Source organism: Rothia nasimurium, assembly GCF_035916755.1.
In the GTDB taxonomy this organism is placed as follows: Bacteria; Actinomycetota; Actinomycetes; order Actinomycetales; family Micrococcaceae; genus Rothia.
This window is the reverse complement of record NZ_JAYWIX010000005.1, coordinates 226,020-250,896: the sequence shown is the minus strand read 5'-3', so window position 1 is coordinate 250,896 and position 24,877 is coordinate 226,020. Positions and strand designations below refer to the sequence as shown.

Genomic DNA, 24,877 nt, shown 5'->3' with positions numbered 1-24,877 from the left:
GCTCGTGAAAACCGTAACTCCCCGCGATTTGACCGTTACCCGCGTGCGCCTGGGCTATGGGGACCGCACCATCGTGCCCGACCTCTCGCTGAGCCTACCTGCCGGAAAAATCACCGCCATCATCGGCCCCAACGGCTGCGGGAAATCAACCCTACTACGCGGTATCTCCCGCCTGCTCAAACCCAGTGAGGGCGAGATTACCCTGGACGGCAAGCCCGTGGCCTCCTACGGCGGCAAAGAATTTGCCCGCATGGTCGGCCTGTTGCCGCAGAGCCCCATCTCCCCCGAAGGCATAACTGTGGCTGACCTGGTCTCCCGCGGCCGCTACCCCTACCAGGGGCTCTTTAGGGGCAATAGCAGGGAGGACGATGCCGCCGTCGCCTGGGCTCTGGAAGCCACCAACACCCTGGAGCTAGCTGAACGGCAGGTTACCGAACTCTCAGGCGGCCAGCGCCAGCGCGTCTGGATTGCTATGGCCCTGGCCCAGGACACCGATATTTTGCTCCTGGACGAGCCCACCACCTACCTGGACCTTGCCCACCAGGTCGAGCTTCTTGATCTTCTGGCCGACATTAACGAGCGCCGGGGCACCACCATGGTTATGGTGCTGCATGAGCTCAACCTGGCTGCCCGCGTCGCCCACCACCTGGTGGCCATGAAGGACGGAGAAATCGCCGCAACCGGCACCGCCGCCGAGGTCATGACGGGCGAGAACCTGCACCGAATCTTTGGCCTGCGGGCTTCGGTCGCCGACCCCCTGGGGGATGGCTCCACCGTGGTGGTGCCCCACGCCCGCACCGTAAGTCATCCAGCAGCGAATCTAGAAAGCCAAAGTCTTGCCTAAGCCCCGCGCGTCCGCAGCTCGCCCACCCGCAACCCGTTCATCTGCTCGCCGCGAGGTCAAACGCTCCATCAACCAGTACGGGGTCTTCCCCGTCACCGTCTCGCGGGTTGAGAGGCTCACAGACTCTTTTATGCGTATCTCGCTGACCGGCCGCTCCCTGCTGCACGCCGCCGCCCCTATCTCTGACGGCACGGGGCAGGTCTACGACGCCTACATTAAACTCTTGATTCCGCCAGCCGGAGCCAGCGGGCCCACCATGATTGAGCTCGACACCTCCTGGCGCTCCCGTTGGCTGGCAGCTCCAGAGACTGAACGGGGGTACATGCGCACCTACACCGTCAGTAACTCCCGCCTGGTGCCCTCGGTCGGGCTGGACGAAACACCCCTGCTGGGTATGCTCCCGGCGGCTGAGGCGGATCTTGCACCCCTGGACCGTGAACTACCGGAAGGGCTGCAGCCCGAAATAGACGTTGACTTTGTGCTGCACACCGATAGCGCGGGCGAGAGCGGCCCCGGTTCAGCCTGGGCTGAACAGGCGCAGGTAGGCCAGCAGATTTCCCTCCTGGCTCCCCTGCGCGGCTCTACCCTCTGGGCTTCCTATAATCCCGGCAGTGCCCGTTCGCTCCTGCTGCTGGGGGACGAAACCGCAGCCCCTGCCATTCTCTCTATCCTGCGATCTCTGCCCACCGAGGCTACCGGGGCAGTGTTTCTTGAGGTGCCCGGTGCTCAGGACGCCCTCGACCGTCTCCCCGAGGTGCGGCAGGCCGCCCAGCGGGTGCCGGGCGTCCGCCTCACTGTACTGAACCGAGCAGGCCAGCAATCACGCGGGCAGCAACTGGCCGACTCCCTGCGGCAGGCCTGCGGGGTTGGGCCCCTAGCGTCTCACCAGACGAGGGAAGAAGTCGCCCCCGACGAAATCGTCTGGCACCTGGCGGAGAACCCTGTTGAGACCTATGTGCTGATTGCCGGTGAATCAACGGTGGTCAAAACCCTGCGCCGTATCTGCGTGAACGAAGCCGGGCTGCCCAAAGAAAGCATCTCTTTTATGGGGTACTGGAAGGCCGGGCAGGCCGAGGGGTAGAGTGGCCTGGTACCTACCTGCTAGAGAAAGGCCTAGTCCGCATGATGTCGATTCTCGGAAAAAACGAATCTATCCGTTACGTCGCCCTGGGAGATTCCTTCAGTGAGGGAGTGGGGGACGACGCCCCCAACCGCCCCAACGGGGTGCGCGGCTGGACCGACCGGGTGGCCGAGCAGTTCATGCTGGCAGACCCCAAAGCCCAGTACGCCAACCTGGCGATCCGTGGGCGTCTGCTTGTACCTATTATCGAAGAGCAGCTAGAACCTGCCCTGGAACTCAAACCCAACCTGGTATCCCTGGTGGGCGGCGGCAACGACTCCCTGCGCCCCGGCTTCGATGTGGACGCCCTGATGGTGCGCTATGACGAGGCCTTTAAGACCCTGCGCGATGAGGGCATCGAAGTCTTTACCATGACCGGTTTTGACCCCGGCCCCAAGGGTTTCTTCAGCGGTAACCGCGCCCGCGTGGCCCTCTTTAACGAGCTACTGCGCGAGGTCGCAGACAACCGCGGTGTTACCGTGGTGGACTACTGGCGCATGCACGAACTCCGGGACCTGCGCTTTTGGGCTCCTGACCGCCTGCACATGAACGCGGCGGGGCACACCCTCACTGCCCGCCGGGCGCTGGAGACCCTGAGCGCCGAGAATATCTGCATTGGCGACCCCGTCGTCCCCGCGCCCCTGCACAAAAGCCGCGTGCAAGAGGCCCTCGATAACGCCAAATGGGCTCGAGAATTCGTGATTCCCTGGATTGGCCGCCGCCTGCGCGGTACCAGTTCCGGCGACAATATCAGCCCCAAGTACCCCACCTGGACCCGTTTTGACGCTCTGCCCGAAGCTTAGCGGGCACCTTTAACAGGTTGGGGGCTGGATTAAAAGCTTTAAGCTGTTAACATCACACTTAAGATTACACCTGTGTAATTTACCCCTTTGGCAGGGGTGGACACTGGTACCCGCCTCTGCTCGGCAGGGGCGGAAAACCGCGGATTAAAGCCTGAGATGACTTGCGAAAAGTTAAAACCACGGTAGAATTGATAGAGGTTCAAACGCACCAATGAGTCTATGAAAAGCAGCTTGCGCACACCGGAGCAGGTAGCACCAGCACCGGCTGACGCAAGCTTTTTATTGGCCTTGTAGGTTGCGTGGTATCCCGTAATTACCTAGACTTTAAGGCTGTTCGTAGTGGTGGCAACACCTCTCGTACACCTAAGCTTCACCGTTTTTCCCGCGGCGGGGATTCACATCGGCCTCTCACCCGATGGCGAGTCTCAAACACTCTAGCCTTGGAGAATAACCCGGTGCTCTACCTATAGGTGACGGGACGCCCATTGCTGATCGCCAGACAACTGGCGAACGCCAACTGCGTACCGTCATTTCGTCAACATTTGGAGGAGAAAACTATGGCAGCTGTCTGCCAGGTGACCGGAGCTGTTCCCGGCTTTGGACACAGCATTTCGCACTCGCACCGTCGCAACAAGCGTCGTTTCGATCCTAACGTACAGAAGAAGAAGTACTACGTACCCTCACTTCGTCGCAACGTAACCCTGAACGTCTCTGCAAAGGGCATCAAGGTTATCGACGCACGTGGTATCGACGCAGTAGTTGCTGACATCCTTGCACGCGGAGAGAAGATCTAAACATGGCATCAAAGGCTAAGGACGTACGTCCTATCATCAAACTTAAGTCCACTGCGGGCACCGGCTACACTTACGTCACCCGTAAGAACCGCCGTAACAACCCCGATCGTATGGTTCTCAAGAAGTACGATCCCGTTGTCCGCAAGCACGTTGACTTCCGAGAGGAGCGCTAAACAATGGCGAAGAAGTCCAAGATTGCTCGCAACGAGCAGCGCAAGGTCATCGTTGCACGCTACGCTGAAAAGCGTCTGGAACTGAAGAAGACCCTGGTTGACGAAAACGCAACCCCCGAAGAGCGCGAAGCAGCCCGCCTGGGCCTCCAGAAGCTGCCCCGCAACGCTTCACCCGTTCGCGTTCGCAACCGCGACCAGATCGATGGCCGCCCCCGCGGTACCTTCCAGAAGTTTGGTATCTCCCGCGTACGCTTCCGCGAGATGGCACACCGTGGCGAACTGCCCGGTGTTACCAAGTCAAGCTGGTAATCTGTAGCTGATACGGTTAGCCTTGTGAGCAGGGCTAACCCAGCCACTAACTTTTTGAAAGTCTCAGGAGGAGCATTCAATGGCTAAGAACCGTAGCGAACTCGTTGCAGAGGTTGCAGAGAAGGCTGGCACCAGCCAGGCAGCAGTGAACGGTGTGCTCGACGCACTGTTCCAGGTCTTCGAAGCATCTGTTGCTAAGGGCGAGAAGATCACCATCCCCGGCTGGATGGCAATTGAGCGCACCGACCGTGCAGCTCGTACCGGTCGCAACCCGCAGACCGGCGAAACCATTCAGATTCCCGCAGGTCACGGTGTTAAGCTGACCGCAGGTTCAAAGCTGAAGGCAGCAGTCTCCACCAAGAAGTAAATTCTTGACTAGACTTTGAAAAGGGCCACCCCGTAAGCGGGGTGGCCCTTTTGCTATACCCGCAGAGCCAAAATAGCCCGGCTGTGAGATAATAGGCAGGCAAGACACCAGCACACACGCAGGGGAGGAACCATGCGCCGAGGGCACCAGGTAGCCCGCTCCTGGCTGATCGCCAGCAGCGCCACCGGCCTAGGCGCCACCTCGCACCTGCTTGCCGGTGGGCACCTGCCCCACCCGCTCGTCCTGGCCCTTGCCACCTCACTGGCAGCCCTGCTGACCCTCGGTGTTACGAGACTCAAACTACCCCGCACCAGCCTAGCCCTTGGCGTCCTGGCCGGTCAGGGGATTTTGCATGCCCTCTACAGCCACGGCCAGCCCCTAGCACCGGCTTCTGCCGGCCATAGCCATCACGGGTCTGAGCTCCTGCTGGGAGCTACCCATCTAGAACCACTGGCCCACGCTGGGCCCGCAATGTGGGCCGGGCATACCCTAGCGGCAGCTATTACCTTTGCCCTGCTCGCCTACGGGGAGCATCTACTTCTAGCCCTTCGCGCCCTGCTGGGGTATGTGCAGGCCCGTCTAGAACCCGTGCGGGCGCGTCCGCTCCTAGGAGCGCCGCTCACCCTGCCGGTCGCCGCTACCGTAACCCACCTCGTCAGCCTGCTCGCCAGAACTTGCCGCGCCCCCCGCGGCCCGCCCGTCCTTGCCTAACTCCGAACACCACCAACCTTTTCGATAAGCAAGGACTATCCCTATGTTTAAGGCTCGTACAGCCTCACCCATAACTCGTACCCTGGTGGCCGCAGCGGCCCTCGCCGCAGGTAGCCTGCTGGGCATGAACCCGGCTGCCGCCCACGATGAACTGGTCTCCACCAACCCCGCTGACGGGGCAACCCTTACCGAAGCACCCGCCAGCCTAGAACTCACCTACAGTGGCGACATCATGGACGTGGACGGGGCCAACCAGGTGCGCGTCACCAATGCCGCCGGTGAAAGCGTCACCGATGGCACCCCGGACATCGATGGCAAGGTCGTCACCCAGGACCTGGCTACCGCCGCTGCCGATGACACCTACACCGTCACCTGGCGGGTTGTCTCATCGGACGGCCACCCCATCCAGGGCACCTTCACCTACACCGTGGGCCAAGGCAGTAGCTCAGCGAGCTCAACCGCAGATGCAACGACCGGAGCAGCCGAACCCTCAGCCGCCAATACCGGTGAAGCTAGCGAAACAGCTAGCAGTTCCGCGTCCGCCGGCGACCCCGTGAAGGAGGCCTCAGAGGGGCTATCGACCCCCCTCAAGGTCGTCCTAGCCCTCGTGGCTGTAGCAGCTCTAGGCTCAGCCCTGATTGTCGTGCTGGCCAAGACCAAGCGCAAGTAAGCCGTCCACCCCTCGCATTCGAAGAAGAAGCACCATGCCATCACAGAAATTTTTACCTGCCCTCACCCTGCCCGCTATCGCCCTGTTGATTCTGACCGGCTGCAGCAGCGCCGACACCTCAGCAGCCAGCACCGCAAGTGCGAGCACCGGCGCTACCGCTAGCGCCTCTGCAAGCGAGGGCAGCGCCCCGCTGACCGTCGAGGAAGCCTGGATTAAGGTCAACAGCGGCGATATGACCGCGGCCTTTGCCACCCTTACCAACACCGGGGACACCCCCATCACCATCGAGGGTGCCAGCAGCGCAACCGCCAGCATGGTCGAGCTGCACACCACCGTCATCGACCCGACGAGCGGAACCAGTACCATGAAGGCCGTTGAAGGTGGCTTCACCATCGAGCCCGGCGCCACCCTCGAACTGGCCCCCGGCGGAGACCACATCATGCTTATGGGCATGAACTGCGCCCTGGCAGCAGGCACCAGCGATATCATCACCCTGCAGACCTCAGCGGGCGAAGTCAGCTTTGAAGCTACCGTGCGCGACTACACCGGTGCCAAGGAAGAATACGCCCCCGGTGACGCCGCGAGCACCGCAGCGGACGCTGCTGCAAGCGAGTCCAGCGACCACTCCATGCACTCAGACCACTCCATGCACTCAGACCACGCCAGCGAATCAGCCGCCGCTGTGCTGCCCCAGTGCAACTAGGGCACCAGCTACCTCACCCACCTCTAGCTACCGCTAGGTAGCAACCGGCCTACGCTGCCGTCCTCCCAGTGCGAAAGGCGGACGGCAGCGCAGGCCCCAAGGAACATCATGACTAGCTCATTTGACGAAGACCTCAACCGGGCCCTGAGCGGTGCAGAAACTGGCCCCCAGCCAGAAGACAAGCCTGGCGACCAAGAACAAGCAGCACGCCCCCGTGGGACCAACCGGCGTGTAGCTCTTGCTGGAGCCCTGGGCCTGGGCACCGGTGTAGCTGCCACTCTGGCAGGCCAATATGCTGCAACAGCTATGAATAACGAGGGGGAACAAGAGCCTACCAGCCCGCCCCTGCAAGAAGCCGTCGTCCCCTTCTACGGCCCCCGCCAGGCTGGCATCGACACCCCCGCCCCCAGCTACGGCGTCTTTATCGCCCTGACCCTCAACACGGAACTCGACCGCGACGGCGTCCGCCGCCTGCTCACCGTGCTCACCGACGACGCCGCCCGCCTCACCGCAGGGCGGGCCCCCATCACCGACCAAGAACCGGAACTCGCGACTGTACCGGCTAACCTCACCATCACCTTCGGCTTCGGCGAGCGTATCTTCGACATTGTCGCCCCCGAGAAGAAACCCTCCTGGCTGCGACCCCTGCCCGCCTTCGAACAGATTGACCAGCTCCAAGACCAGTGGAACGACGGCGATTTGCTCCTCCAACTCTGCTGCTCTGACCGCTTCACCCTGGCCCATGCTCAGCGCGTCCTGCTCAAAAACACCCGCAGCTTCGCCTCGGTGCGCTGGGTGCAAGAGGGTTTCCGCCGCGCCTACGGCAGCGAGCCGGACGGCATGACCATGCGTAACCTCTTCGGCCAGGTTGACGGCACCATCAACCCCTCCACCGGTGACGGAACCATGGAATCTTATGTCTGGGGCAACCACGAGGAACTCACCCCCTGGGAAGAGGGCGGCACATCCCTGGTTATCCGCCGTATCCACATGAACCTCGATACCTGGGACCAGGCCGACCGCCCCGCCCGGGAGGATGCCGTGGGCCGCAACCTCACTAACGGTGCCCCGCTCACCGGCACCGAAGAACGCGACCCCGCCGACCTCTCGGCAACGAACGACCTGGGCTTTACCGTCATCGCCCCCTACGCCCACATCCGCCGGGCCGCCGCTCAAAACCGGGTGGAGCAAATCCTGCGCCGGGGCTACAACTACGACCTGCCGGTGCAGAACGCCTCGGGCTTCTCAGAACACCAGCAGGTCAGCGGGGGAGTGAGTTCTACCGGCCTGATTTTCTGCTCCTACCAGGCAGACCCCGTCAAGCAGTTCCTCCCCATCCAGCAGCGCCTGGCCGAGCTCGATATGCTCAATGCCTGGACCGTGCCCATTGGCTCAGCGGTCTTCGCCCTGCCCGCCGGTGCCCGCGAAGGTAGCTTCGTGGGCGAGGGACTTTTCAGCTAAACCACCATCGACAGGAATCAAGGTATAGACATGGCAGCACACGAGATGGAGCGCGGGCTCAAGCCTAGCTGGATATGGGTCTTCCCCGCAGCCTCCCTTGTCGCTCTGGCTTTGAGCCTGCTGATGACCGGCTCAAACGCCGGTACCGACCTAGCGGACGCCGGCGCCCTGGTGCGCTGGGGCCTGCCGGTAGCTGAGAGCCTACAAAACTTCTCCATGGCAGCGACTATGGGTTCCCTCGTCTTTGCCCTAGGGCTGGTGCCTCGCTTCCTTGATGCGGCGCGGGTGCGGGCCAAGGTCAATATGGCTCACCCAACCGATTCGGCCCAGCGGCAGAAGAACCTGCACCGCACCGAACACCCGGCTTTCACTCGTACTCTGACGCTGGCGTCCGCCGCCGCTATCACCTGGACTATCGCCGCCATCGCGGTGCTTATCTTCAGCTACGCCGATATTTCGGGGCGGTCACCGGCGGGCGGGGCCGACTACACCTCGGAACTCATCAGCTACATCACCACCATCGACTCGGGTAAGCAGGAGGCCACCAGCATTATCGTGGCCGCTACCGTAGCTACCCTGGTCTTTGCGGTGCGCTCGCTGACCGGTCTGCTACTCACCCTGGGTCTGTCGCTGGTCAGCATCGTGGCTATGGCCTTGGGCGGTCACTCATCAGGCGGCGATGACCATATGGGCGCGGTCAACTCTCTGGGCCTGCACCTGCTCGGTGTGGTGCTCTGGTGCGGTGGGCTCATGGTGCTGGCTTTTATTTCCCGCGACATTACTGGCGAGGACGCGGGCACCGGAACCCTGGCTGAGGGGCAGCGAGGGGCGGCGTCGGCGTCCTCCCGTCGTGTGCCCCTGGCTGTGGCGGTGCTGCGCCGCTATTCCGTGCTGGCCCTTTTCGGGTTCGTGCTGGTGGCGCTCTCAGGCATGGTCAATGCCCTGGTACGGATGAACAGCCTGGGGGATCTTTTTACAACTACCTACGGGGCGCTGGTGCTGGCCAAGCTCATGCTCACCCTGGTGCTGGGTGCTTTCGGAGTGGTACACCGTCTGCGTCTGATACCCATGATGCAGTCGGGACTTACTAGTGCTGCCCGTGGCCTCTGGTACGCTATTGCCTGCGAGCTGGTGCTCATGGGCGCAACCAGCGGTCTGGCGGTCTCGCTCTCCCGCACCCCGCCCCCGGCTCCCGAAACCTTGGACGCCGGTGCCGAACCCGTCCGCATCATCACCCTCTACGACATGCCACCAGAACCGCATGTTGCCGAGTGGTTTACCCAGTGGCGTTTTGACTGGTTCTGGGTGGCCTTCATCAGCTTCGCTGCCTTCGCCTACCTCTGGGCGCTGATTAAGGTGCGGCGTGCAGGCGGCCACTGGCCCCTTACCCGTGCCCTTTCCTGGTTCCTGGGCCTCTTCGTTCTGCTCTACATCACTTGCGGGGCCCTTGCCGTCTACTCCATGGTGCTTTTCTCGGTGCACATGGTAGAGCACATGCTCCTGACCATGGTCTGCCCCATCTTCCTGGTACTCGGTGCCCCCGTCACCCTGCTGCTGCGAGCCCTCGAACCCCGCCAGGACGGCACCCGCGGGCCCCGCGAATGGATCCTGCGCCTGGTGCACTCGGGCTGGTCTAAGCTGATTACCCACCCCATCTTCGCGGCCATCAACTTCGCCGGGTCGATCGTTATCGTTTACTTCACCCCCCTCTTCGGGGTGATGCTGCGCTACCACGTGGGCCACGAGTTCATGCTGATTCACTTTTTGATTACCGGTTACATCTTTAGTCTGGTGCTGATCGGTATCGACCCCATTCCCAACCGCCCCACCTACCCCATGCGCCTCATCATGATTATCGCGACCCTGGGCTACCACGCCTTTGTGGGTATCTCGATTATGCAGATGGACACCCTGCTGCAGGCATCATGGTTCGGCAACCTGGGTCGACCCTGGGGTCTGTCTGCCATTGACGACCAGAAGCTGGGCGGCTCGCTCATGTGGGCAATCGGCGAGATACCCACCATGATTATTGCCGTTGCGGTGGCAGTGCAGTGGTCCATGAACGATAAGAAGGTTCAAAAGCGCATCGACCGCCAGGCTGACCGCGACGGGGATGCCGAGCTTAATGCCTATAACGACATGTTTGCGCAGCTGGCAGAAAAGGACGCCCGCCGCTAGATTCCTGCGAGGGGTAGGGCGCATCTGAGTAGACGAAGGCCCGGGCAGGTACCTGCCCGGGCCTTCGTCTGTCTTTATCCCCTATGAGGTTTGTGCCCTAGGAGGCCTGGCTCCAGGGCTGAACAGGCTGGTTGCTTGACTCAGCCGGTTCGGCAAAGCGGGGGCCGCCGGAGGCCGATTGGCTGCTTACCGGCGGGACGGCGGGAATCGAGCCGCTCAGCGGGCTGACCTGCTCTAGACGGGCAGAAATCTGAGAGATTTTCTCAAACAGGGGCGATGACGAGGGAGCTGCAGTGTGCTGGGTCATCAGAAGCCTCCAAACATCGTAAAGGTGGGGTTAGATTGGGTCGGGGTAGAGCGGGAAAACTCTGGTGACGGCCCGAAGGTCTCTTTAATCTAACCACCCTAAGACAGGCTTATTCTTTCGTTTACCTGGGAGAACCCTTGAAAAAAGACCGCTTGGGGGACAAGTTAAGCCGGTCTCTGCCCATAGACCCGCCTTTAGCCAGAAGGGGTAGCCCTGACTTGTCCCCAAAAATCTTTAGCGATGTGATGAAACAGTCGTAGTATGACGGTGGGTGAAGGCACCCAGGGCAGCAAGCACCACAGCAACCGTGACCGATATGAGTACCTCTAGGCGATGGGCCTCGGTGACGCCCATATAGACCAGCAGAGCTAACAGACCCACGATGAGGATGTAGTTGATGACGCCGCTTCCCCCTTCCCCATCTAATCTGCGGCTCCGCAGGTGGGAAACCGCCACAATCAGCCAGACAAAGATGCCAACCCCGCCAGTGGAGTTCACCAGCAGGGAAAATACCTGCTCGGGCATGAAATAGTTGAGGGCCACCGACACCACCCCGATAAGAGACGAGAGCACAATGGCGTTGCGGGGCGCCCGGGTGCTAGAGACCCGAGAGAAGGCGCGCGGGGCGTCCCCCTGCTCTGCCAGGGCAAAGACCATGCGTGAGGCAGCATAAAGACTAGCGTTCAAGCACGACAGAAGGGCGGTGAGCACCACAATATTCATGGCCAACCCGGCATAGGGAATACCCAGGGCCTCAAACATAGTCACAAAGGGAGAAGAACCCGCTGTCACCATCGTCCAAGGAATCACCAGCAGGGTCACTGCAATAGACCCCACATAGAAGAAGAGCACCCGGAAAATCACCGACCGCACCGCCTTAGCCACAGCAACCGCAGGGTTGCTGGACTCACCGGCAGCCACCGTGGCAATCTCAGCCCCAAACATGGAGAAAATCACCGCTAGCAAGGCGGTAAAAATCGTGCCCACGCCGTTAGCAAAGAAACCGCCCCCCGCCGTGTAGTTAGAAAAGGACGCCGTGGAGTTAGGAATCAGCCCCAGCACAGCAAGCAGACCCACCACAATGATTACGGCAATCGCCCCGATCTTAATCGATGAGAACCAGAACTCCGCCTCACCGTAGGACCGCACCGACAGCAGATTCAAACCCATAAAAGCCAGAACCAGCACCAGGGCCACCAGCCACTGAGGCGCCGCCGGCCACCAGCCACTCACAATAGTGGCGGCCGCCGTAGCCTCAATTGCCACCGTCACCGACCAGAACCACCAGTACAACCAGCCCACCGAGAACCCAGCCCACCGGCCAATATAGCGACGGGCATAGACAGAGAAAGACCCCGTCTCAGGAGTCCGGGCAGCCATCTCACCCAGCATCCGCATCACCAGTACCAACACCGTGCCAGCCAGAAGATAGGTCATAATAACGGCAGGGCCCGCCGTCACAATAGCCGTCGACGAAGCTACCAAAAGGCCAGCACCAATCGCACCGCCCATAGCAATCATCGACAGATGCCGCGGCTGCAAAGACCGGGCCAAGCGGGTATCAGATACCGGCTGCTTTATCTCGCGTGTAAGCGTCACACATACCTTCTTGATATACGGCGCACCCAAACGTGCGCACCTGCTTTAACCACCGGCGTCCGCAAAAACTTCCCGCCCGCGCACCCGGTGGCAGCTGCAGATAATCCTAACCGTTACGCAAATGTTACGCACAGTTGAGTTCTATGACGCCGCCACCTACACACAGCGCAACAAATACCCCTTCCCCCATTAGCCCACTAGGCTGGTGGGTAACTGAACCTTGCGCCTGAGCCGCGCACCACAGAAGGAGAACCATGGCAGAGAATGCAGCCGCACGCCAGACCAAAGTCCGCGCCTCAGAACTCGTCGGCCGAGGCTGGCTCAACACCGGCGACAAGCAGCTTTCCCTCGGAAGCCTGCGCGGAAAAATCGTCATCCTCGACTTCTGGACCTTCTGCTGCATGAACTGCCTGCACGTGCTCGACGAACTGCGCCCCCTTGAAGAAGAATTCGCAGACGTGCTCGTGACCGTAGGCGTCCACTCACCCAAGTTCGAACACGAAGCCGACCCGGTGGCGCTCGCCGCCGCCGTTGACCGCTACGATATCACCCACCCCGTGCTCGACGACCCCAACCTGGACACCTGGAACGCCTACACCGCCCGCGCTTGGCCCACCCTGGTCGTCGTCGACCCCGAAGGCTACATTGTCGCCCACCTCTCCGGCGAAGGCCACGTTAAGGGCCTCACCTCCCTGGTGCGCGAACTTGTTGAAGAGCACGACGCCAAGGGCACCCTGCACCGCGGCGACGGCCCCTACGTGCCCCGCCCCAAGCCCCAGGGCACCTTTGCCTTCCCCGGCAAGGTCCTTGCCCTGCCCGAAGACCTGGCTGGCCGCCCCGGCACCTATCTGGTCACCGACACCGCCCGCCACCGCCTGGTGCAGGTCGAGAACGACCTTGAAACCCCTCTGGCCAGCTTTGGCGGCCCCGGGAAGGGCTACGCCGACGGCGACGCCACCGCCGCCCGCTTCAACGAACCGCAGGGCCTGGCCCTGGTTCCCGACGAACTGCGCGAGACCCTGGGCGCGGACGTCCTGATTGCTGACTCCGTCAACCACCGGGTGCGCGGCCTGCGCCTGGCTGACGGAACCGTCACCACCCTGGCAGGCTCCGGCGTCCAGCGCCTGATTGACGGCGACACCGCCCGCACCGACCCCAACTTCATTGCCGAGGGTGCCGACCCCCTCACCGTCGCCCTGTCCTCCCCCTGGGACCTGGTCTACTCCCGCGAGACCTCCGCCTTCCTCATTGCCATGGCAGGCACCCACCAGATCTTCAGCTTCGACCCCGCCACCAGCCAGCTGGCCGTTTTCGCGGGTACCGGCGCTGAGGGGCTCAAGGACGGCGCGGCCGCCGACTCCTGGTTCGCCCAGTCCTCCGGCATTATCGAAGCCCGCGATGGCTCCATCTGGGTTGCCGACTCCGAAACCTCCGCCCTGCGACACATCACCTTTGACAAGGGCGCAGCGACCGTTAGCTCCGCTGTGGGCATCGGCCTCTTCGACTTCGGCTTTGTCGATGGCACCCGCGAGGACGCCCGCATGCAGCACTGCCTGGGCCTCACCGAACTGCCCGACGGCTCCATCGCTATCGCCGACACCTACAACGGCGCTATCCGCCGCTTTGACCCGTCCACCGGCACCCTCGGCACCCTGGACCGCGGCTTCGCTGAGCCCTCCGACCTGCTGGTCGAAGAGACCGAGGACGGCGGCGCCCGCCTAATCGTCGTAGAAGCCAACGCCCACCAGCTAGTGCGCGTCGCTATTCCCGAGGCCATGCAGCACGTGGACGAAGGGGCCTCCCAGGTCACCCGTAAATCTACCCAGCTGACCGGCGGAACTCTGGACTTCACCGCCCGTTTCAGTGCCCCCACCGGCCAGAAGCTGGATACCCGCTGGGGCGACCCCACCCAGCTCAAGATTTCATCCACCCCCGAGAACTTCATTCTCGAAGGTGCTGGCACCTCCCAGGGGCTGACCCGCCACTTGGTGCTCAACCCCGACATCACCGAGGCTGTCCTGCACATCACTGCCCGCGCCGCTGCCTGCGACGGTGAACCCGGTGGGGAAATCCCCGACCACGCTGCCTGCCACCTTTACCAGCAGGACTGGGGACTGCCCGTTATCGTCACCGGTGACGATGCAGACGAGGCCCACCTAGTGCTTGATTTGCGCGGGGTGAACTAGGCAAAAGGGACGTTTAGCCAGCGGGGGTAAAGATGAGAGTCTCCCCGCTGGCAGAGAGCGAACCAGCTAGGGTAAAAGGAACCGTCTCGGTGACCTGCTGGGTCTTGCCCGTATAGAGGTCAAGCTCGGTAAAAGAAATTTCTGCCTCACCACTGCCCTTACCCAGGGCCCATTTGCCCCCGGCCAAAGTCACCTCTGGCTGGGGGTACTCGGTGACAAGCCAGGTCACATCGCCGTCCACTCGACCTGAAAAGTCGTACTCAAAGGGGCAGCCGGTGGGGTAGAGGGAGCTCTGCGCGGCGCAAGTATCAAGGTAGGTCTTGATCTGTTGCTGAACCGAGGTCACCGCTGTCTCTGACGGTGTGAGGCTGAGAGAAAGAGTAGCTGGTTCGTTACTGGGGGCTGTTACCTCAATCGTCTGTGACCCAGCGGTATAAAGGGCCGACTCATAGGTGACCGTATAAGAGCCGGGGTAGAGCACCGCAAACTCACGAGATCCCCCCTCGACCGCCACCTTAGTGTTATTGAGGGCAGCGGCCTCCACCGAATTCGAGGTAATTTCCACGGTCGGCAGTTCACCGGCCTCAATCTGCCACTGGTCAAAGACTCCCCAGTGGGAGCCCACTTTGTGAAGGTGGAAATCCGTGCTCCCGGGATGCCCCTCAAGAGTGTAGGTGACGGTAACGGTAGCGAGTTCCCCACCGTCGGTCACGGTCACTGCCCCCGTTGAGAGGTCCTTGAGACCGGCGAAGGACGACCGCAAGGCGTCCCCGTCGAGCATAGCGGCGCTGGCGTCAGGCACCTGGGCACCCAGGATACCCAGGGCTCTAGAGCCGTCCCCCTCTCGCACCGCAGCGAAGTAGGCCCGCACCTGTCCCTGCGGCCCGTAGACCAGACGGTTAATGAGGGCTAAAGAAGCAAGAGCGATAAGAAGCGCGGCAAGGACGCCCAACAACCACCAGGCTAAGACACGGTCTACTGAAGATCTAAAATGCACCCTTTAAATGTAGCTCACACGCGCTTGAGCCCCGTTTGTGCGGTACTGCCGATAGAGTAGAGCCATGGCAGAACACGCTCACCAGGTACCCGATAAGTACGGGGCCGTCACGAAGATTTTTCATCCCCGCATCAACTCTTACCACCGCCGCCTCATCGCGGGCGTGCCCGCGGGTGTGCTGGCTTTAGCCTGCATCTGGTTCATGGTGGCCAAGCGCCCCACCCCGGTCTTTATGGTGCTTCTGGGCCTGATCACCCTGGGCGCCCTCTTTGCTATCTACTCCACCCTGCGCCCCCAAATAGTGGTTAAAACCGAAACCCACGTACTGAGCGGGCGGCTGTTCGACTGGCAGGCTGCCGAGCTCAGCGAGATTTCCCAGACCATCTTCGCTGAGCGTCTGACCCCCCGCCAGGCAGCGGGTAAAGAACTGACCGGCATGGCAGCCCTGCGCTACAAGGGCGTTCCTGCCCTCTGGGCCGTGAACGCTAAGGGCAAGCGTGTTTTCCGCCTTGACGGGCGCATATGGGACGCTAAAACCCTGCGAGCTATCGCCACCGCTATCGCTCCTCAGACCACCGTCTACCAGGTCATCAACGTAACCCAAATGAACAAACAACACCCCGGCCTAGTGACCTTCAACGAGCTGCACCCCGGCTGGAAGTCCACCACCGTGGGCGTTATCTCCCTGCTCTTCCTGCTGGCCCTGGCAGTTGCCGCCGTCCTCCCCGAAGAGACCCTGCAGCAGTTCAATATTCTGTAGCCAGGCGCTCACAGGCTAAAGAAAGGCCCGGGGTTCCCCTGATATCAGGGGAACCCCGGGCCTTGGCCTATCTGCTAGGAACAGGCCCTAGAAACTACTGGCGGTTATCCGCGACGATTTCATAGTCTGAGGTGAGTTGGCTGTCGTCCTCATCAGCATCTGCCTCTACATGGTTCTCGTAGTCAGCGTTAATCTCAGCAATGATGTCTTCGACGAAGCTCATGACTCTGCCGCCACCGAAGACCGGCCCGCCTGCTAGAAGGCCATCCGTACCGAGAGCGACAGCGCTGGGGGTGCCGTTGCCGAAAATGCGCTGGGTTTTAAAGCCGGGGTCAACAAAGGCCTGGATAGCGCCGGTGAAACTGAAGCGGTCGATATCGGAGTCGTTTGATACGACCGGGTGAATGCCGAGCATGGGCAGCTGCTGCTGCCATTCGTCAATCTTGCCGATGACCTGGTGGCAGTGACCGCAACCGGGGGAGACGAAGAAGAGCACACGGGCCTGCTGCAGGGCCAGGTCACGCAGGCTGGTTTGTTCGCCTGAGCCGGCAGGCAGGGAGCGGTTCTCGTGGGGGTAGTAGAGGGGCGCAAAGGGGATAGGGGTGCGGACGTACTCGCCCTCCTCATCTACGGGCGATTCAAGGGCCGGTGCGTCTTTCTCTTCCTCGGCAGCGGGAACCAGCTCAGAGCGGTAAATCGCCCAGAGGGTCAGCGAGGCCAGGCCTGCACCGATTATCCAGAGCCAACCGTTGGCGTCCAGGGCCAGGAGCATGGTTAGGGCTGAACCGCCGGTGATCAGGGCCCCGATAAGGGTGCCGCAGGCAGCCAGCAGCAGGGCAGTATTGCGTACCAGGGTGTAGACCGAGACGGGGGCGGTTGATGCTGACCCGAAACAGTTACAGCTGGCGGTATTGCCCTGGACCACAGCCCGAGCGATAACGGCCCAGTAACCAATAAAGAGCAGCAGGGCGGCTAGAGACGCAAGGATCTGGATAATGCCGGGGGCAAAGAAAAGGACGGCCGCCAGGGCCAGCTCTGCCCAGGGCAGGATACGGGCAATCGGCTTAACCGGCAGCCACTGGTCGAGCTTGAGATTGACGATAGCGGTAACCGTGCTGGAGGGCTCTTTAGCCTTGGCGTAACCGCTCACAGCCAGCGTCACGATAATGATGAGCGTGCATAGTACTAGGGGAGTCATAGTCTGCTTTCATGCGAGTGAAATAAGATAATTATCTTTTTAAGGGTACGCTTCTTCAGCACGATGCAGGGGGTGCACTACGCCACGGGCCCAAGAGAAAGAAAAAACGGGCATAACAAGGAGTACCGGGTAGTAGTTACCGGCCGGTAACGTACCGAACGTTAAGCTTGCCCTCAACTTTTAGTCAGTTAGGGGTGGCCCCTAGGTAACGTTAGCTTTTTAGCCTAGTCACGGCACATACGCCACATACGAAATCACCCGCATGTCTCTCACCTTCCGTCGGGCCGCCAGCTGCGCTGCTGCGTCCTTACTCCTTTTCACCGGCGCCTACGACCCCGCCCAAGCCGAATCGGCAACCTCCACCCCCAATGACGTTGTTGACCTGCCCACCATGACCCAGGGCGCCCTCAACGTGCTGGATAACAACTCCGAAGGCTTCTTCCTCTACCCTCACCGAGCACCTTGGTAGTGCCCCTTTCTGGCCCTCCGGCAGCCTTTCGCTGCCGGAGGGCCAGCCGTTTTGCTTCTTTCTTGAAGGTCTGCGGTAGGGCGCCTGCACTGGACTAGGGGAGTACGGTATTTTTGAAGTGTGCTATTTTCTGATCAGGATATCCGCAAAGAAATTGATGCCGGGCGAATTGCCCTAGAGCCCTACGACCCGTCAATGATTCAGCCCGCCTCGGTGGACGTGCGTATTGACCGCTTTTTCAGGCTCTTTGACAACCACAAGTACCCCTACATCGACCCATCCCAGGAGCAGGAGGACCTCACCCGCCTGGTAGAGGTGGCACCCGATGAGCCCTTCATTCTGCACCCTGGTGAATTCGTGCTGGGCGCAACTTACGAGAAGGTGACCCTGCCCGATAATATTGCTGCCCGACTTGAGGGCAAGTCCTCCCTGGGGCGTCTGGGCCTGCTGACCCACTCCACCGCTGGTTTTATCGACCCCGGGTTCTCGGGCCACGTGACCCTGGAACTGTCGAATATGGCGACTTTGCCGATTATGCTCTGGCCCGGCTCTAAGGTCGGCCAGCTTTGCTTCTTCCAGCTAACCAGCGCAACCGAGTACCCCTACGGATCAGGAGCCTACGGCAACCGCTACCAGGGCCAGCGCGGCCCCACCGCCTCGCGCAGCTACCTGAACTTCCATAAAACTCTTATCCCCACGGATACCCCAACCAGCTAAAGGAGCCCCCATGCGCGGCCTGTTGCTTCACCCCGCTGATGTTCCGGTGCTGGTGGTCTTTGAGGACGCGTCGGACCGGCTCTGGGAGGACTCCCTGCGTGCCTGGAGCTCCCTAACCCCGCAGATTATTGACCCTCTCACGGAGGCCCATGCGGAGGACGTCCGTCTGGTCGTGCTGACCCGGCGGTCAGCCGCCGACGTGGTAGCTGCCTACCCCAAGGGCCTTGAAACTACCACTATTGATAGCTTTGACGAGGGACTTGCCGCCGAGCGTCTTACGGTGCACGTCACCATGCACCTGCTCAAAGCCCATGCGGGGAACAAGCACCTCTTGCACGCTGCTGTCTTAGGTGACGCCGAGAGCGGGCAAGCCGTGGGCCTGGTGGCAGCTTCTGGTACGGGTAAGACCACCGCAGCCAGCGTCCTGGGCACTTCCCTTGCTTATCTCAGCGATGAAACAGCCGTGGTCAACATTGATGACCTGAGCATCATGCCCTACCCCAAGCCCCTTTCGGTGATCGAAGAGGAGAACGCACCAAAGGTCCAGTACGACCCAGCCCAGCGGGGGCTCAAAGTCGCTGCGCCTGACAGCACCTACACCCTCTCGCACCTGGTGGTTCTTGACCGGGATAAGACCGGGCAGGCGCCGGTGAGCTGGGAACGCCTGCCGCTCGATGACGCCCTCTTTACGATTGTTCTGCAGTCCTCTGGGGTGCAGCAAATGCCCCAGGGGCTAGGGGAGCTAGCCCGACTTCTGAACCGGGTGGGCGGGGCTATCAAGCTGACCTACAGCGAAATTACCGAGACTCTTCCCTTCTTCCGTGACCTGCTTGCGGGGCGACTAGGTCTTCCGCCGCTCACCCCAGATTTTGACTACCTGTGTGCCCCTGAACCCGTAACGGGTGGGACAAGTGGCGATAAGCTCTACCAGCGGACCCCCGGCACTGAGGGCTTGGCAATTGGGGATAGCTTCTTACTGACTACATCGGGCAGGCTCTCACGTATCTCTATCATCGGTTGGGATATCTGGTCTTGCTTAGAGACCCCCCGGCGTGCAGACGAGATTTACGAGGCCATGATTGAGCTCTACGGGGATATCGCCCGCCTTGACTTTGACACGGCCCTGCGGGGCATGGTTGACGGGCAGATGCTCAAAGTCATCGGCCAGCCTGATGCTCCTGATGAGGCCCTGCTCCCCGATAACCGAACCTAGCCCGGTCAAGGCTTACTTCCCTGCGGCCACCTGCGGGTCCTTGATAGGAATCATCAGAAGCAGACCTGCCAGGAGCACGATAATGATGCCGACGATGCCCCAGATTTGGCTGCCCATGAGGGTGACGAAGACGCCGAAGAGGGCGGGGGCCAGAAAGCTGGCTGCGCGGCCGGTGGTGGAGTAGAGCCCGTAAATCTCACCTTCCTGGCCCTCCTCAACCAGGCGCCCCAGGTAGGACCGGGCCGCTGACTGGGCCGGGCCGACAAAGGCGCACAGGGCGAGGCCGCAGACCCAGAACATGGTGGTGGACGGCCACACCAGTAGGGGGACAGCTACCGTGATGAGGGCTACCAGCGAGAAGATAATGACGCGTTTGGGGCCAAAACGGTCGTCGAAGAAGCCGCCCAGCATGGCCCCTGCCCCTGCCACGATATTGCCGAAGATGGCAAAGATAATCACCTGGTTGGTGCTAAAGCCGAAAGAACCTGCCGCAAGGACGCCGCCGAAGGTAAAGATACCGTTGAGGCCGTCGCGGAAAACAGCGGACGACACCAAGAAGTAGAGGGTCGTTGGTGCCTGCTGGTAGAGCCTGACGACGGTGGCGAGAAGCTGTTTGTAAGAGGCGAGAATGCCGGTGCGGGGGGCATCCGAACGCACCGCTTGCGGCAGGGAGTGCACCTTGAGAATCAGGGGCAAGGAGAAAATCAGAGCCCAGGCTGCCGAGAAGAGGGCCACGGCACGGATGTTGAGGGCGCCGTCCTCCGTAATGCCCAGCAGGCCGGGGGAGATGAATCCCACGAGTACAAGGAGCAGGGCTACGATACCGCCAAAGTAGCCAGCTGCCCAGCCTGTTCCGCTCATTTTGCCGATGGTATCGCGGGTGGAGATGGTGGGCAGGATAGCATTGTAGTTGACCACGGCAAACTCATTGACCAGGTTGCCCAGGGCCAGTAGTGCCACACCCCAGATAAGGTAGTCGGGGGAGGGGGCTACGAAGAAGCACAGGGCCATTAGAAGCACCAGGAGCAGGCTGTTGACGGTCAGCCAGAGGCCGCGGCGGCCGGTCACATCGGCCCGCTGGCCCGAGAGCGGGGCGAGTAGGGCGATGCAGAAACCTGCGATGGTGAGACCGGCGGAGAGGACGGCCGAGGTGTGCTCGGTGCTGCCAAAGCTGGAGCTGGTGAGATAGACCGTGAAGACGAAGGTCGTCATGATGGCGTTGAAGCTGGCGTTGCCCACGTCCCACAGGGTCCAGGCGAAGAAGGTGGAGCGGGAGGCAGGGGCGGTAGCGGTGGCGCTACCGGGTGCTGGTGTGGTCATGGCTATATGCTATCGGCCCGGTTGCTACTTGTAGCCTGTGAAACGGTTAAATGACGGTAAAAATAAAGGCTGGCCCCGCTCTCCACTGAGCGGGGCCAGCCTTGCAGGCGGGACTACCGACCGAGCTTAGACCTCAGCCTGGTTGCCTGATCCGGCCTTTGCTTCAATCTTGTGCTGGGCACGGGTGATGCTGACCTTGATGACGGTGCCGACCAGGCCGGTGATGAGGGACCAGAGGATGATGTCGCGCCAGCGCTCATCGTCGTCGGGGTTATTGGCGGGCGGCTCATTGCCGGTAATCTTGGTCCAGGTTGCGCCCAGGACCTTGTTGGCCAGGGCAACGCCGCCGAGTGAGGCAGCGGTTCCTGCGATTTTGATGAGGGGGTTCATGAGGTTCCCTTTCGGTAGCTGATAGAGGCTCTGCAGAGAGCTACTGGCACTAACACTATCAGTACTGTGTAAATGTGGGCAGCTGGCAGCGGCTTCTGTCATAAAAGTTTGTATCTTTTCTTTGCCGGGCTGACCTGCCTATACTACAAAGGCGTTCAGAAGGAACGTCCGCCCACGGCGGAAACGACAGGGGAGCGCCCACACGGGGCGCTGAGAGTGCACACGCAGACCCTCGAACCTGATCCGGTTAGTACCGGCGCTAGGGAGTCGAAAAGAACGGCAGGCTGTCCCCTGCCTGTGCATGCCCCCTTTGCTGTACCACACCAAAGGAAGGCTTTATGTCTAAGAAAGCTGCGCTGACCTGGCGCGTTAACGATATCGTAGTAGCTTCTGTGCTGGCTGTTGCCTGCGCTGTGCTTTTCTGGGCCTGGAATAACGGCGGCTACAACATGGCCCAAACCGCCCTGGCCCTGGCCCCCGAGTACGCCTCCCTGGTGGGCGGTACCTGGCTGATTGCGGGCGTCCTTGGCGGCTATATCATCCGTAAACCCGGCGCTGCCCTCTACACCGAACTGCTGGCGGCGGTGATTTCTATGCTGCTGGGCAGTAGCTACTCTGTTGCCATCATTCTTTCCGGCATTATTCAGGGTCTGGGTACCGAACTGGTCTTCCTGCTCTTTGCCTACCGCGTCTGGAACCTGGGCACCGCCCTGTTGGCGGGTGCTTCTGCCGGTGCCTTTATGAGTATTTCTGAGCTCTTTATCTACTATGCGGGCGTCTTTGAGGGCTCCAAGGCTGTCACCTACGCGGTGTGCGGCATTATTTCCGGCACCCTGCTGGCTGGCCTGGTCTCCTGGTTGCTGACCCGTGCCCTGGCTACCACCGGTGTGCTGGACTCCCTGGCTGCCGGTCGTAACCGTAGCCGCCGGGCTAGCACCTCACCCCGTTCCCAGGCCTAGAGCAGAGGCAGGCGCGTGCAGGTAGAGCAGGGGGCCCGCTTTGTGGCCCGTGATTTTGGCTGGCATCACCCCGGGCGGGCCACCCCTGCCTTTTCGGGGCTGAACTTTGAGATTGCCCCGGGGCAGAAGGTGCTCCTGGTGGGCCCATCTGGCGCGGGCAAATCGACTCTGCTGCACGCCATGGCGGGTCTGCTTGTTGATGAGGACGACCAAACCCAGCTAGGTGAGCTGACTGTCAACGGGCAGGCTCCCACCGAGGCCCGCGGGGTCTGCGGGCTCATGCAGCAGGACCCCGAAAGCTCGGTGGTGTTGGCGCGGGTGGGCGATGACGTGGCCTTTGGGCCCGAGAACCTGGGGGTGCCCCGCGAGGATATCTGGGACCGGGTGACCTGGGCTCTGGACGCTGTCGGTCTGGGCTCCCTGCCCCTTGACCGTTCCACCTCGGCTCTTTCTGGCGGGCAGAAGCAGAGGCTGGGCTTAGCCGGCATCTTGGCTATGCACCCCGGTGCCCTGCTCCTGGACGAACCCACCGCCAACCTTGATCCGGCGGGCGTGCTTGAGGTGCGCGATGCCGTCCTGGCCGCCGCTGCCGCATCGGGTGCTACCCTGGTGGTTATTGAACACCGGGTTGGTATTTGGGCAGAGCACGTTGACCGGGTGCTGGTGCTCGATGCTCAGGGCGGAATTAGCTTTGATGGCCCGCCTGCGCTGGTGCTGGAACAGGCCCGCGACCAGCTCATTGCCGGTGGGGTGTGGGTGCCCGGCTATGTGCCCCACCCGCCCCGGGTAGAGCAGGAGGGGGCGGACGTCCGCCCCGGGCAGGGAGAGGACGAGCCCTCCCCGTTACTTGAAGCCCGCGAGGTGAGCCTGACCCGGCAGCTACCTACTCGTCGCCAGCGCAAGGAGCGCTCCCGTGCTATCGCTACGGGGCAGGTGCCCACCCTCGATCTGCCCACCCTGGCTAGTGGAATCAACCTGCCCCTTTCCTCCGGGGAGCACCTGGCTCTGCTGGGGCCCAACGGGGCCGGGAAATCGACCCTGGCGCTGACCCTTGCCGGGCTAATCTACCCGGCTACGGGGCAGGTCTACGCCCACGAGACACTCACCGCGGGTCTACCCGCTAGGCATCGCAGTTCCGACCCTGCTAGGTGGCCCGCTGCCGAGCTGGCCGACCGCATCGGTCTGGTCTTCCAGGAGCCGGAACAACAGTTCCTTGCCCCCACCGTGCGCGCAGAACTAGAGTTTGGCCCCCGGCACCTGGCCCGTGTGCGCAAGGAGAAGATTGATGAAGACCGGCTGGCTGCCCGCACCGATGAGCTCCTAGCCCGCCTGCGCCTTACCCACCTGGCTGATGCCAATCCCTTCACCCTCTCGGGCGGTGAAAAACGGCGGCTGTCGGTAGCCACAGCTCTGGCCACCGAACCGGCTATTTTGGTACTTGATGAACCTACCTTCGGGCAGGACGCCACCACCTGGGCCGAGCTCGTCACCCTCATCAAAGAACTGCTTGACCGGGGGCTTGCCATTATTTCGGTAACCCACGATACAGACTATGTAGCGGCCCTCGGCGGTAAGCGCCTGACCTTGCAGAAAGCGGAACCTGCCCATGGCTCTTGACCTTTTCGCGCTAGGCCCTGCCCACCGTAGCCGCGCCGGAAAACTCAACGCGGGCACCAAGCTGCTGGCTACCTTCCTGCTGTCGATAGGGCTGCTGCTCATCAAAGACTGGGGCACAGCCCTGGTAGTTTTTGCTCTTGAACTGGCTCTGCTCAAAGCCTGGGGCGTGCAGCCCTTTGCCCTGCTGGCCCGTTTCTGGCCCCTGCTGATTGGCACCCTGCTTACCGGCTGGTCCACCTCGCTGATCGCCGATAAAACGGGGGAGACGGTACTCCATGTGGGGTTCATCTGGATCACCACCGACTCCCTTGCCATGGGTATCTCCCTGATGGTTCGTGGCCTGGCCTTGATTCTTCCCAGCCTCTTACTCATCACCACCACCGACCCCACCCACCTGGGCGACTCCCTGGCCCAGACCGCTAAACTCCCGGCCCGCTTCGTCCTGGCCGCTTTGGCCGCCCTGCGCCTGCTAGGGCTCATGTTCAGCGAATGGCATACCCTGGGTCAGGCACGGCGGGCGCGCGGGCTAGGGGCAAGTGACTCCCTGTTCCGCCGCGTCCGCACACTGGCCGGGCAGACCTTTGCCCTGCTGGTGCAGGCTATCCGACGGGGCACCCGCCTGGCTGTCACCATGGAAGCCCGTGGCTTCGGTGCCGGGCCCCGCACCTGGGCCCGCATTCCCGTCTACAGCAGGGACGATGTGACCTTCCTGCTGTGCTGTCTGGGAACGCTCATCATCGGCTACGTGACATCGGGACTTGCTGGCACCCTCACCTGGGTGTGGCAGTAAAAATATGACCTAAAAAGTCCAAAAATCTTTGAGAAAGCCCCGCGCCCAGGGTTAGAGTAAAAGTATGCACCCGGTCACTAGACCCCACGCCTGGTGTCGCCGGGAAAGAGTTCGAGCCTCCGACCAGAGGGCTTGAAGAACGCTCGCACCGCACGCGGTGCTCGCATCAGGTGCTCCCGCCCCGTAACCCCTAACGCCAGGTTGCCGCGGGAGCATCAGCGT

The 24,877-nt window shown here is 61.7% G+C and carries 26 protein-coding genes and 1 riboswitch; of the genes, 20 read left to right on the top strand and 6 right to left on the bottom strand.

The window, feature by feature from the left end:
* Nucleotides 1–4 precede the first annotated feature (4 nt).
* The 12 genes from VSX42_RS07295 (at nucleotide 5) to VSX42_RS07240 (ending at nucleotide 10,133) form a co-directional block, all read left to right on the top strand.
* Nucleotides 5–844, top strand: coding sequence for an ABC transporter ATP-binding protein (locus VSX42_RS07295; RefSeq protein ID WP_326503654.1), 840 nt, complete (start codon nucleotides 5–7; stop codon nucleotides 842–844).
* A complete protein-coding gene (locus VSX42_RS07290; RefSeq protein ID WP_326503653.1) occupies nucleotides 837–1,925 on the top strand; it encodes a siderophore-interacting protein in 1,089 nt (362 codons plus the stop codon). The genes VSX42_RS07295 and VSX42_RS07290 overlap by 8 nt, the downstream gene beginning before the upstream one ends.
* Nucleotides 1,926–1,966: 41 nt before the next feature.
* On the top strand, nucleotides 1,967–2,767 hold the full coding sequence (locus VSX42_RS07285) for an SGNH/GDSL hydrolase family protein (protein WP_326503652.1): 801 nt from the start codon (nucleotides 1,967–1,969) through the stop codon (nucleotides 2,765–2,767).
* 557 nt (nucleotides 2,768–3,324) lie between these two features.
* The gene (gene rpmB / locus VSX42_RS07280; protein ID WP_083090534.1) at nucleotides 3,325–3,561 is read left to right on the top strand and encodes a 50S ribosomal protein L28; all 237 of its coding nucleotides are present in this window, start codon (nucleotides 3,325–3,327) and stop codon (nucleotides 3,559–3,561) included.
* A gap of 2 nt (nucleotides 3,562–3,563) precedes the next feature.
* On the top strand, nucleotides 3,564–3,734 hold the full coding sequence (gene rpmG / locus VSX42_RS07275) for a 50S ribosomal protein L33 (RefSeq protein WP_083090533.1): 171 nt from the start codon (nucleotides 3,564–3,566) through the stop codon (nucleotides 3,732–3,734).
* 3 nt (nucleotides 3,735–3,737) lie between these two features.
* Nucleotides 3,738–4,043: a 30S ribosomal protein S14 gene (rpsN, locus tag VSX42_RS07270; RefSeq protein ID WP_135011231.1), complete on the top strand. Its 306-nt coding sequence runs from the start codon at nucleotides 3,738–3,740 to the stop codon at nucleotides 4,041–4,043.
* 79 nt (nucleotides 4,044–4,122) lie between these two features.
* Entirely contained in the window at nucleotides 4,123–4,410 is a 288-nt protein-coding gene (locus tag VSX42_RS07265; protein ID WP_083090531.1) for an HU family DNA-binding protein, read from the top strand.
* 132 nt (nucleotides 4,411–4,542) lie between these two features.
* Complete coding sequence (locus VSX42_RS07260) at nucleotides 4,543–5,121, top strand: hypothetical protein (protein ID WP_326503651.1); 579 nt, start codon at nucleotides 4,543–4,545, stop codon at nucleotides 5,119–5,121.
* A gap of 43 nt (nucleotides 5,122–5,164) precedes the next feature.
* The gene (locus tag VSX42_RS07255) at nucleotides 5,165–5,791 is read left to right on the top strand and encodes a copper resistance CopC family protein (RefSeq protein WP_326503650.1); all 627 of its coding nucleotides are present in this window, start codon (nucleotides 5,165–5,167) and stop codon (nucleotides 5,789–5,791) included.
* 34 nt (nucleotides 5,792–5,825) lie between these two features.
* On the top strand, nucleotides 5,826–6,494 hold the full coding sequence (locus VSX42_RS07250; protein ID WP_326503649.1) for a copper chaperone PCu(A)C: 669 nt from the start codon (nucleotides 5,826–5,828) through the stop codon (nucleotides 6,492–6,494).
* 108 nt (nucleotides 6,495–6,602) lie between these two features.
* Nucleotides 6,603–7,955, top strand: coding sequence for a Dyp-type peroxidase (locus VSX42_RS07245; RefSeq protein WP_326503648.1), 1,353 nt, complete (start codon nucleotides 6,603–6,605; stop codon nucleotides 7,953–7,955).
* A 30-nt stretch (nucleotides 7,956–7,985) separates the two neighbouring features.
* Nucleotides 7,986–10,133: a cytochrome c oxidase assembly protein gene (locus tag VSX42_RS07240; RefSeq protein WP_326503647.1), complete on the top strand. Its 2,148-nt coding sequence runs from the start codon at nucleotides 7,986–7,988 to the stop codon at nucleotides 10,131–10,133.
* Nucleotides 10,134–10,230: 97 nt separating this feature from the next.
* On the opposite strand, the gene VSX42_RS07235 is transcribed toward VSX42_RS07240, so the two are convergent.
* The gene (locus tag VSX42_RS07235; RefSeq protein ID WP_326503646.1) at nucleotides 10,231–10,440 is read right to left on the bottom strand and encodes a hypothetical protein; all 210 of its coding nucleotides are present in this window, start codon (nucleotides 10,438–10,440) and stop codon (nucleotides 10,231–10,233) included.
* Nucleotides 10,441–10,674: 234 nt separating this feature from the next.
* Nucleotides 10,675–12,039 carry an amino acid permease gene (locus VSX42_RS07230; RefSeq protein ID WP_326503645.1) on the bottom strand — a complete coding sequence of 455 codons (1,365 nt, stop codon included), beginning with the start codon at nucleotides 12,037–12,039 and terminating at the stop codon, nucleotides 10,675–10,677.
* A gap of 254 nt (nucleotides 12,040–12,293) precedes the next feature.
* Between VSX42_RS07230 and VSX42_RS07225 the strand changes: the two genes are divergently transcribed.
* On the top strand, nucleotides 12,294–14,225 hold the full coding sequence (locus VSX42_RS07225) for an NHL domain-containing thioredoxin family protein (protein WP_326503644.1): 1,932 nt from the start codon (nucleotides 12,294–12,296) through the stop codon (nucleotides 14,223–14,225).
* Between the two features lie 13 nt (nucleotides 14,226–14,238).
* Here the strand turns inward: VSX42_RS07225 and VSX42_RS07220 are convergent, their stop codons facing one another.
* Nucleotides 14,239–15,222 carry a hypothetical protein gene (locus VSX42_RS07220; RefSeq protein WP_326503643.1) on the bottom strand — a complete coding sequence of 328 codons (984 nt, stop codon included), beginning with the start codon at nucleotides 15,220–15,222 and terminating at the stop codon, nucleotides 14,239–14,241.
* A gap of 64 nt (nucleotides 15,223–15,286) precedes the next feature.
* Here VSX42_RS07220 and VSX42_RS07215 point away from each other — a divergent pair, with 64 nt between their 5' ends.
* Entirely contained in the window at nucleotides 15,287–15,982 is a 696-nt protein-coding gene (locus VSX42_RS07215; protein ID WP_326503642.1) for a hypothetical protein, read from the top strand.
* Between the two features lie 94 nt (nucleotides 15,983–16,076).
* Here VSX42_RS07215 and VSX42_RS07210 read toward each other — a convergent pair whose 3' ends face one another.
* The gene (locus tag VSX42_RS07210; protein WP_326503641.1) at nucleotides 16,077–17,180 is read right to left on the bottom strand and encodes a MauE/DoxX family redox-associated membrane protein; all 1,104 of its coding nucleotides are present in this window, start codon (nucleotides 17,178–17,180) and stop codon (nucleotides 16,077–16,079) included.
* A 262-nt stretch (nucleotides 17,181–17,442) separates the two neighbouring features.
* Between VSX42_RS07210 and VSX42_RS07205 the strand changes: the two genes are divergently transcribed.
* From VSX42_RS07205 to VSX42_RS07195, 3 genes are all read left to right on the top strand, one after another.
* Nucleotides 17,443–17,649: a hypothetical protein gene (locus tag VSX42_RS07205; RefSeq protein ID WP_326503640.1), complete on the top strand. Its 207-nt coding sequence runs from the start codon at nucleotides 17,443–17,445 to the stop codon at nucleotides 17,647–17,649.
* A 120-nt stretch (nucleotides 17,650–17,769) separates the two neighbouring features.
* On the top strand, nucleotides 17,770–18,366 hold the full coding sequence (gene dcd / locus VSX42_RS07200; protein WP_326503639.1) for a dCTP deaminase: 597 nt from the start codon (nucleotides 17,770–17,772) through the stop codon (nucleotides 18,364–18,366).
* Between the two features lie 10 nt (nucleotides 18,367–18,376).
* Nucleotides 18,377–19,579, top strand: coding sequence for a hypothetical protein (locus VSX42_RS07195; RefSeq protein WP_326503638.1), 1,203 nt, complete (start codon nucleotides 18,377–18,379; stop codon nucleotides 19,577–19,579).
* Nucleotides 19,580–19,591: 12 nt separating this feature from the next.
* Here VSX42_RS07195 and VSX42_RS07190 read toward each other — a convergent pair whose 3' ends face one another.
* A complete protein-coding gene (locus VSX42_RS07190) occupies nucleotides 19,592–20,899 on the bottom strand; it encodes an MFS transporter (protein ID WP_326503637.1) in 1,308 nt (435 codons plus the stop codon).
* Nucleotides 20,900–21,025: 126 nt separating this feature from the next.
* Entirely contained in the window at nucleotides 21,026–21,289 is a 264-nt protein-coding gene (locus VSX42_RS07185) for a DUF4235 domain-containing protein (RefSeq protein WP_185173499.1), read from the bottom strand.
* Nucleotides 21,290–21,467: 178 nt separating this feature from the next.
* A riboswitch (TPP riboswitch) is annotated at nucleotides 21,468–21,572 on the top strand.
* 55 nt (nucleotides 21,573–21,627) lie between these two features.
* Between VSX42_RS07185 and VSX42_RS07180 the strand changes: the two genes are divergently transcribed.
* Genes VSX42_RS07180 through VSX42_RS07170 form a run of 3 tightly spaced genes read left to right on the top strand, consistent with a single transcriptional unit; the run spans nucleotide 21,628 to nucleotide 24,655 of the window.
* Nucleotides 21,628–22,248, top strand: coding sequence for an ECF transporter S component (locus VSX42_RS07180; protein ID WP_326503636.1), 621 nt, complete (start codon nucleotides 21,628–21,630; stop codon nucleotides 22,246–22,248).
* A 15-nt stretch (nucleotides 22,249–22,263) separates the two neighbouring features.
* Nucleotides 22,264–23,865 carry an ABC transporter ATP-binding protein gene (locus VSX42_RS07175; RefSeq protein ID WP_326503635.1) on the top strand — a complete coding sequence of 534 codons (1,602 nt, stop codon included), beginning with the start codon at nucleotides 22,264–22,266 and terminating at the stop codon, nucleotides 23,863–23,865.
* A complete protein-coding gene (locus VSX42_RS07170; protein ID WP_326503634.1) occupies nucleotides 23,855–24,655 on the top strand; it encodes an energy-coupling factor transporter transmembrane component T in 801 nt (266 codons plus the stop codon). Before VSX42_RS07175 ends, VSX42_RS07170 begins: the two co-directional genes overlap by 11 nt.
* The last annotated feature ends 222 nt before the right edge of the window (nucleotides 24,656–24,877 follow it).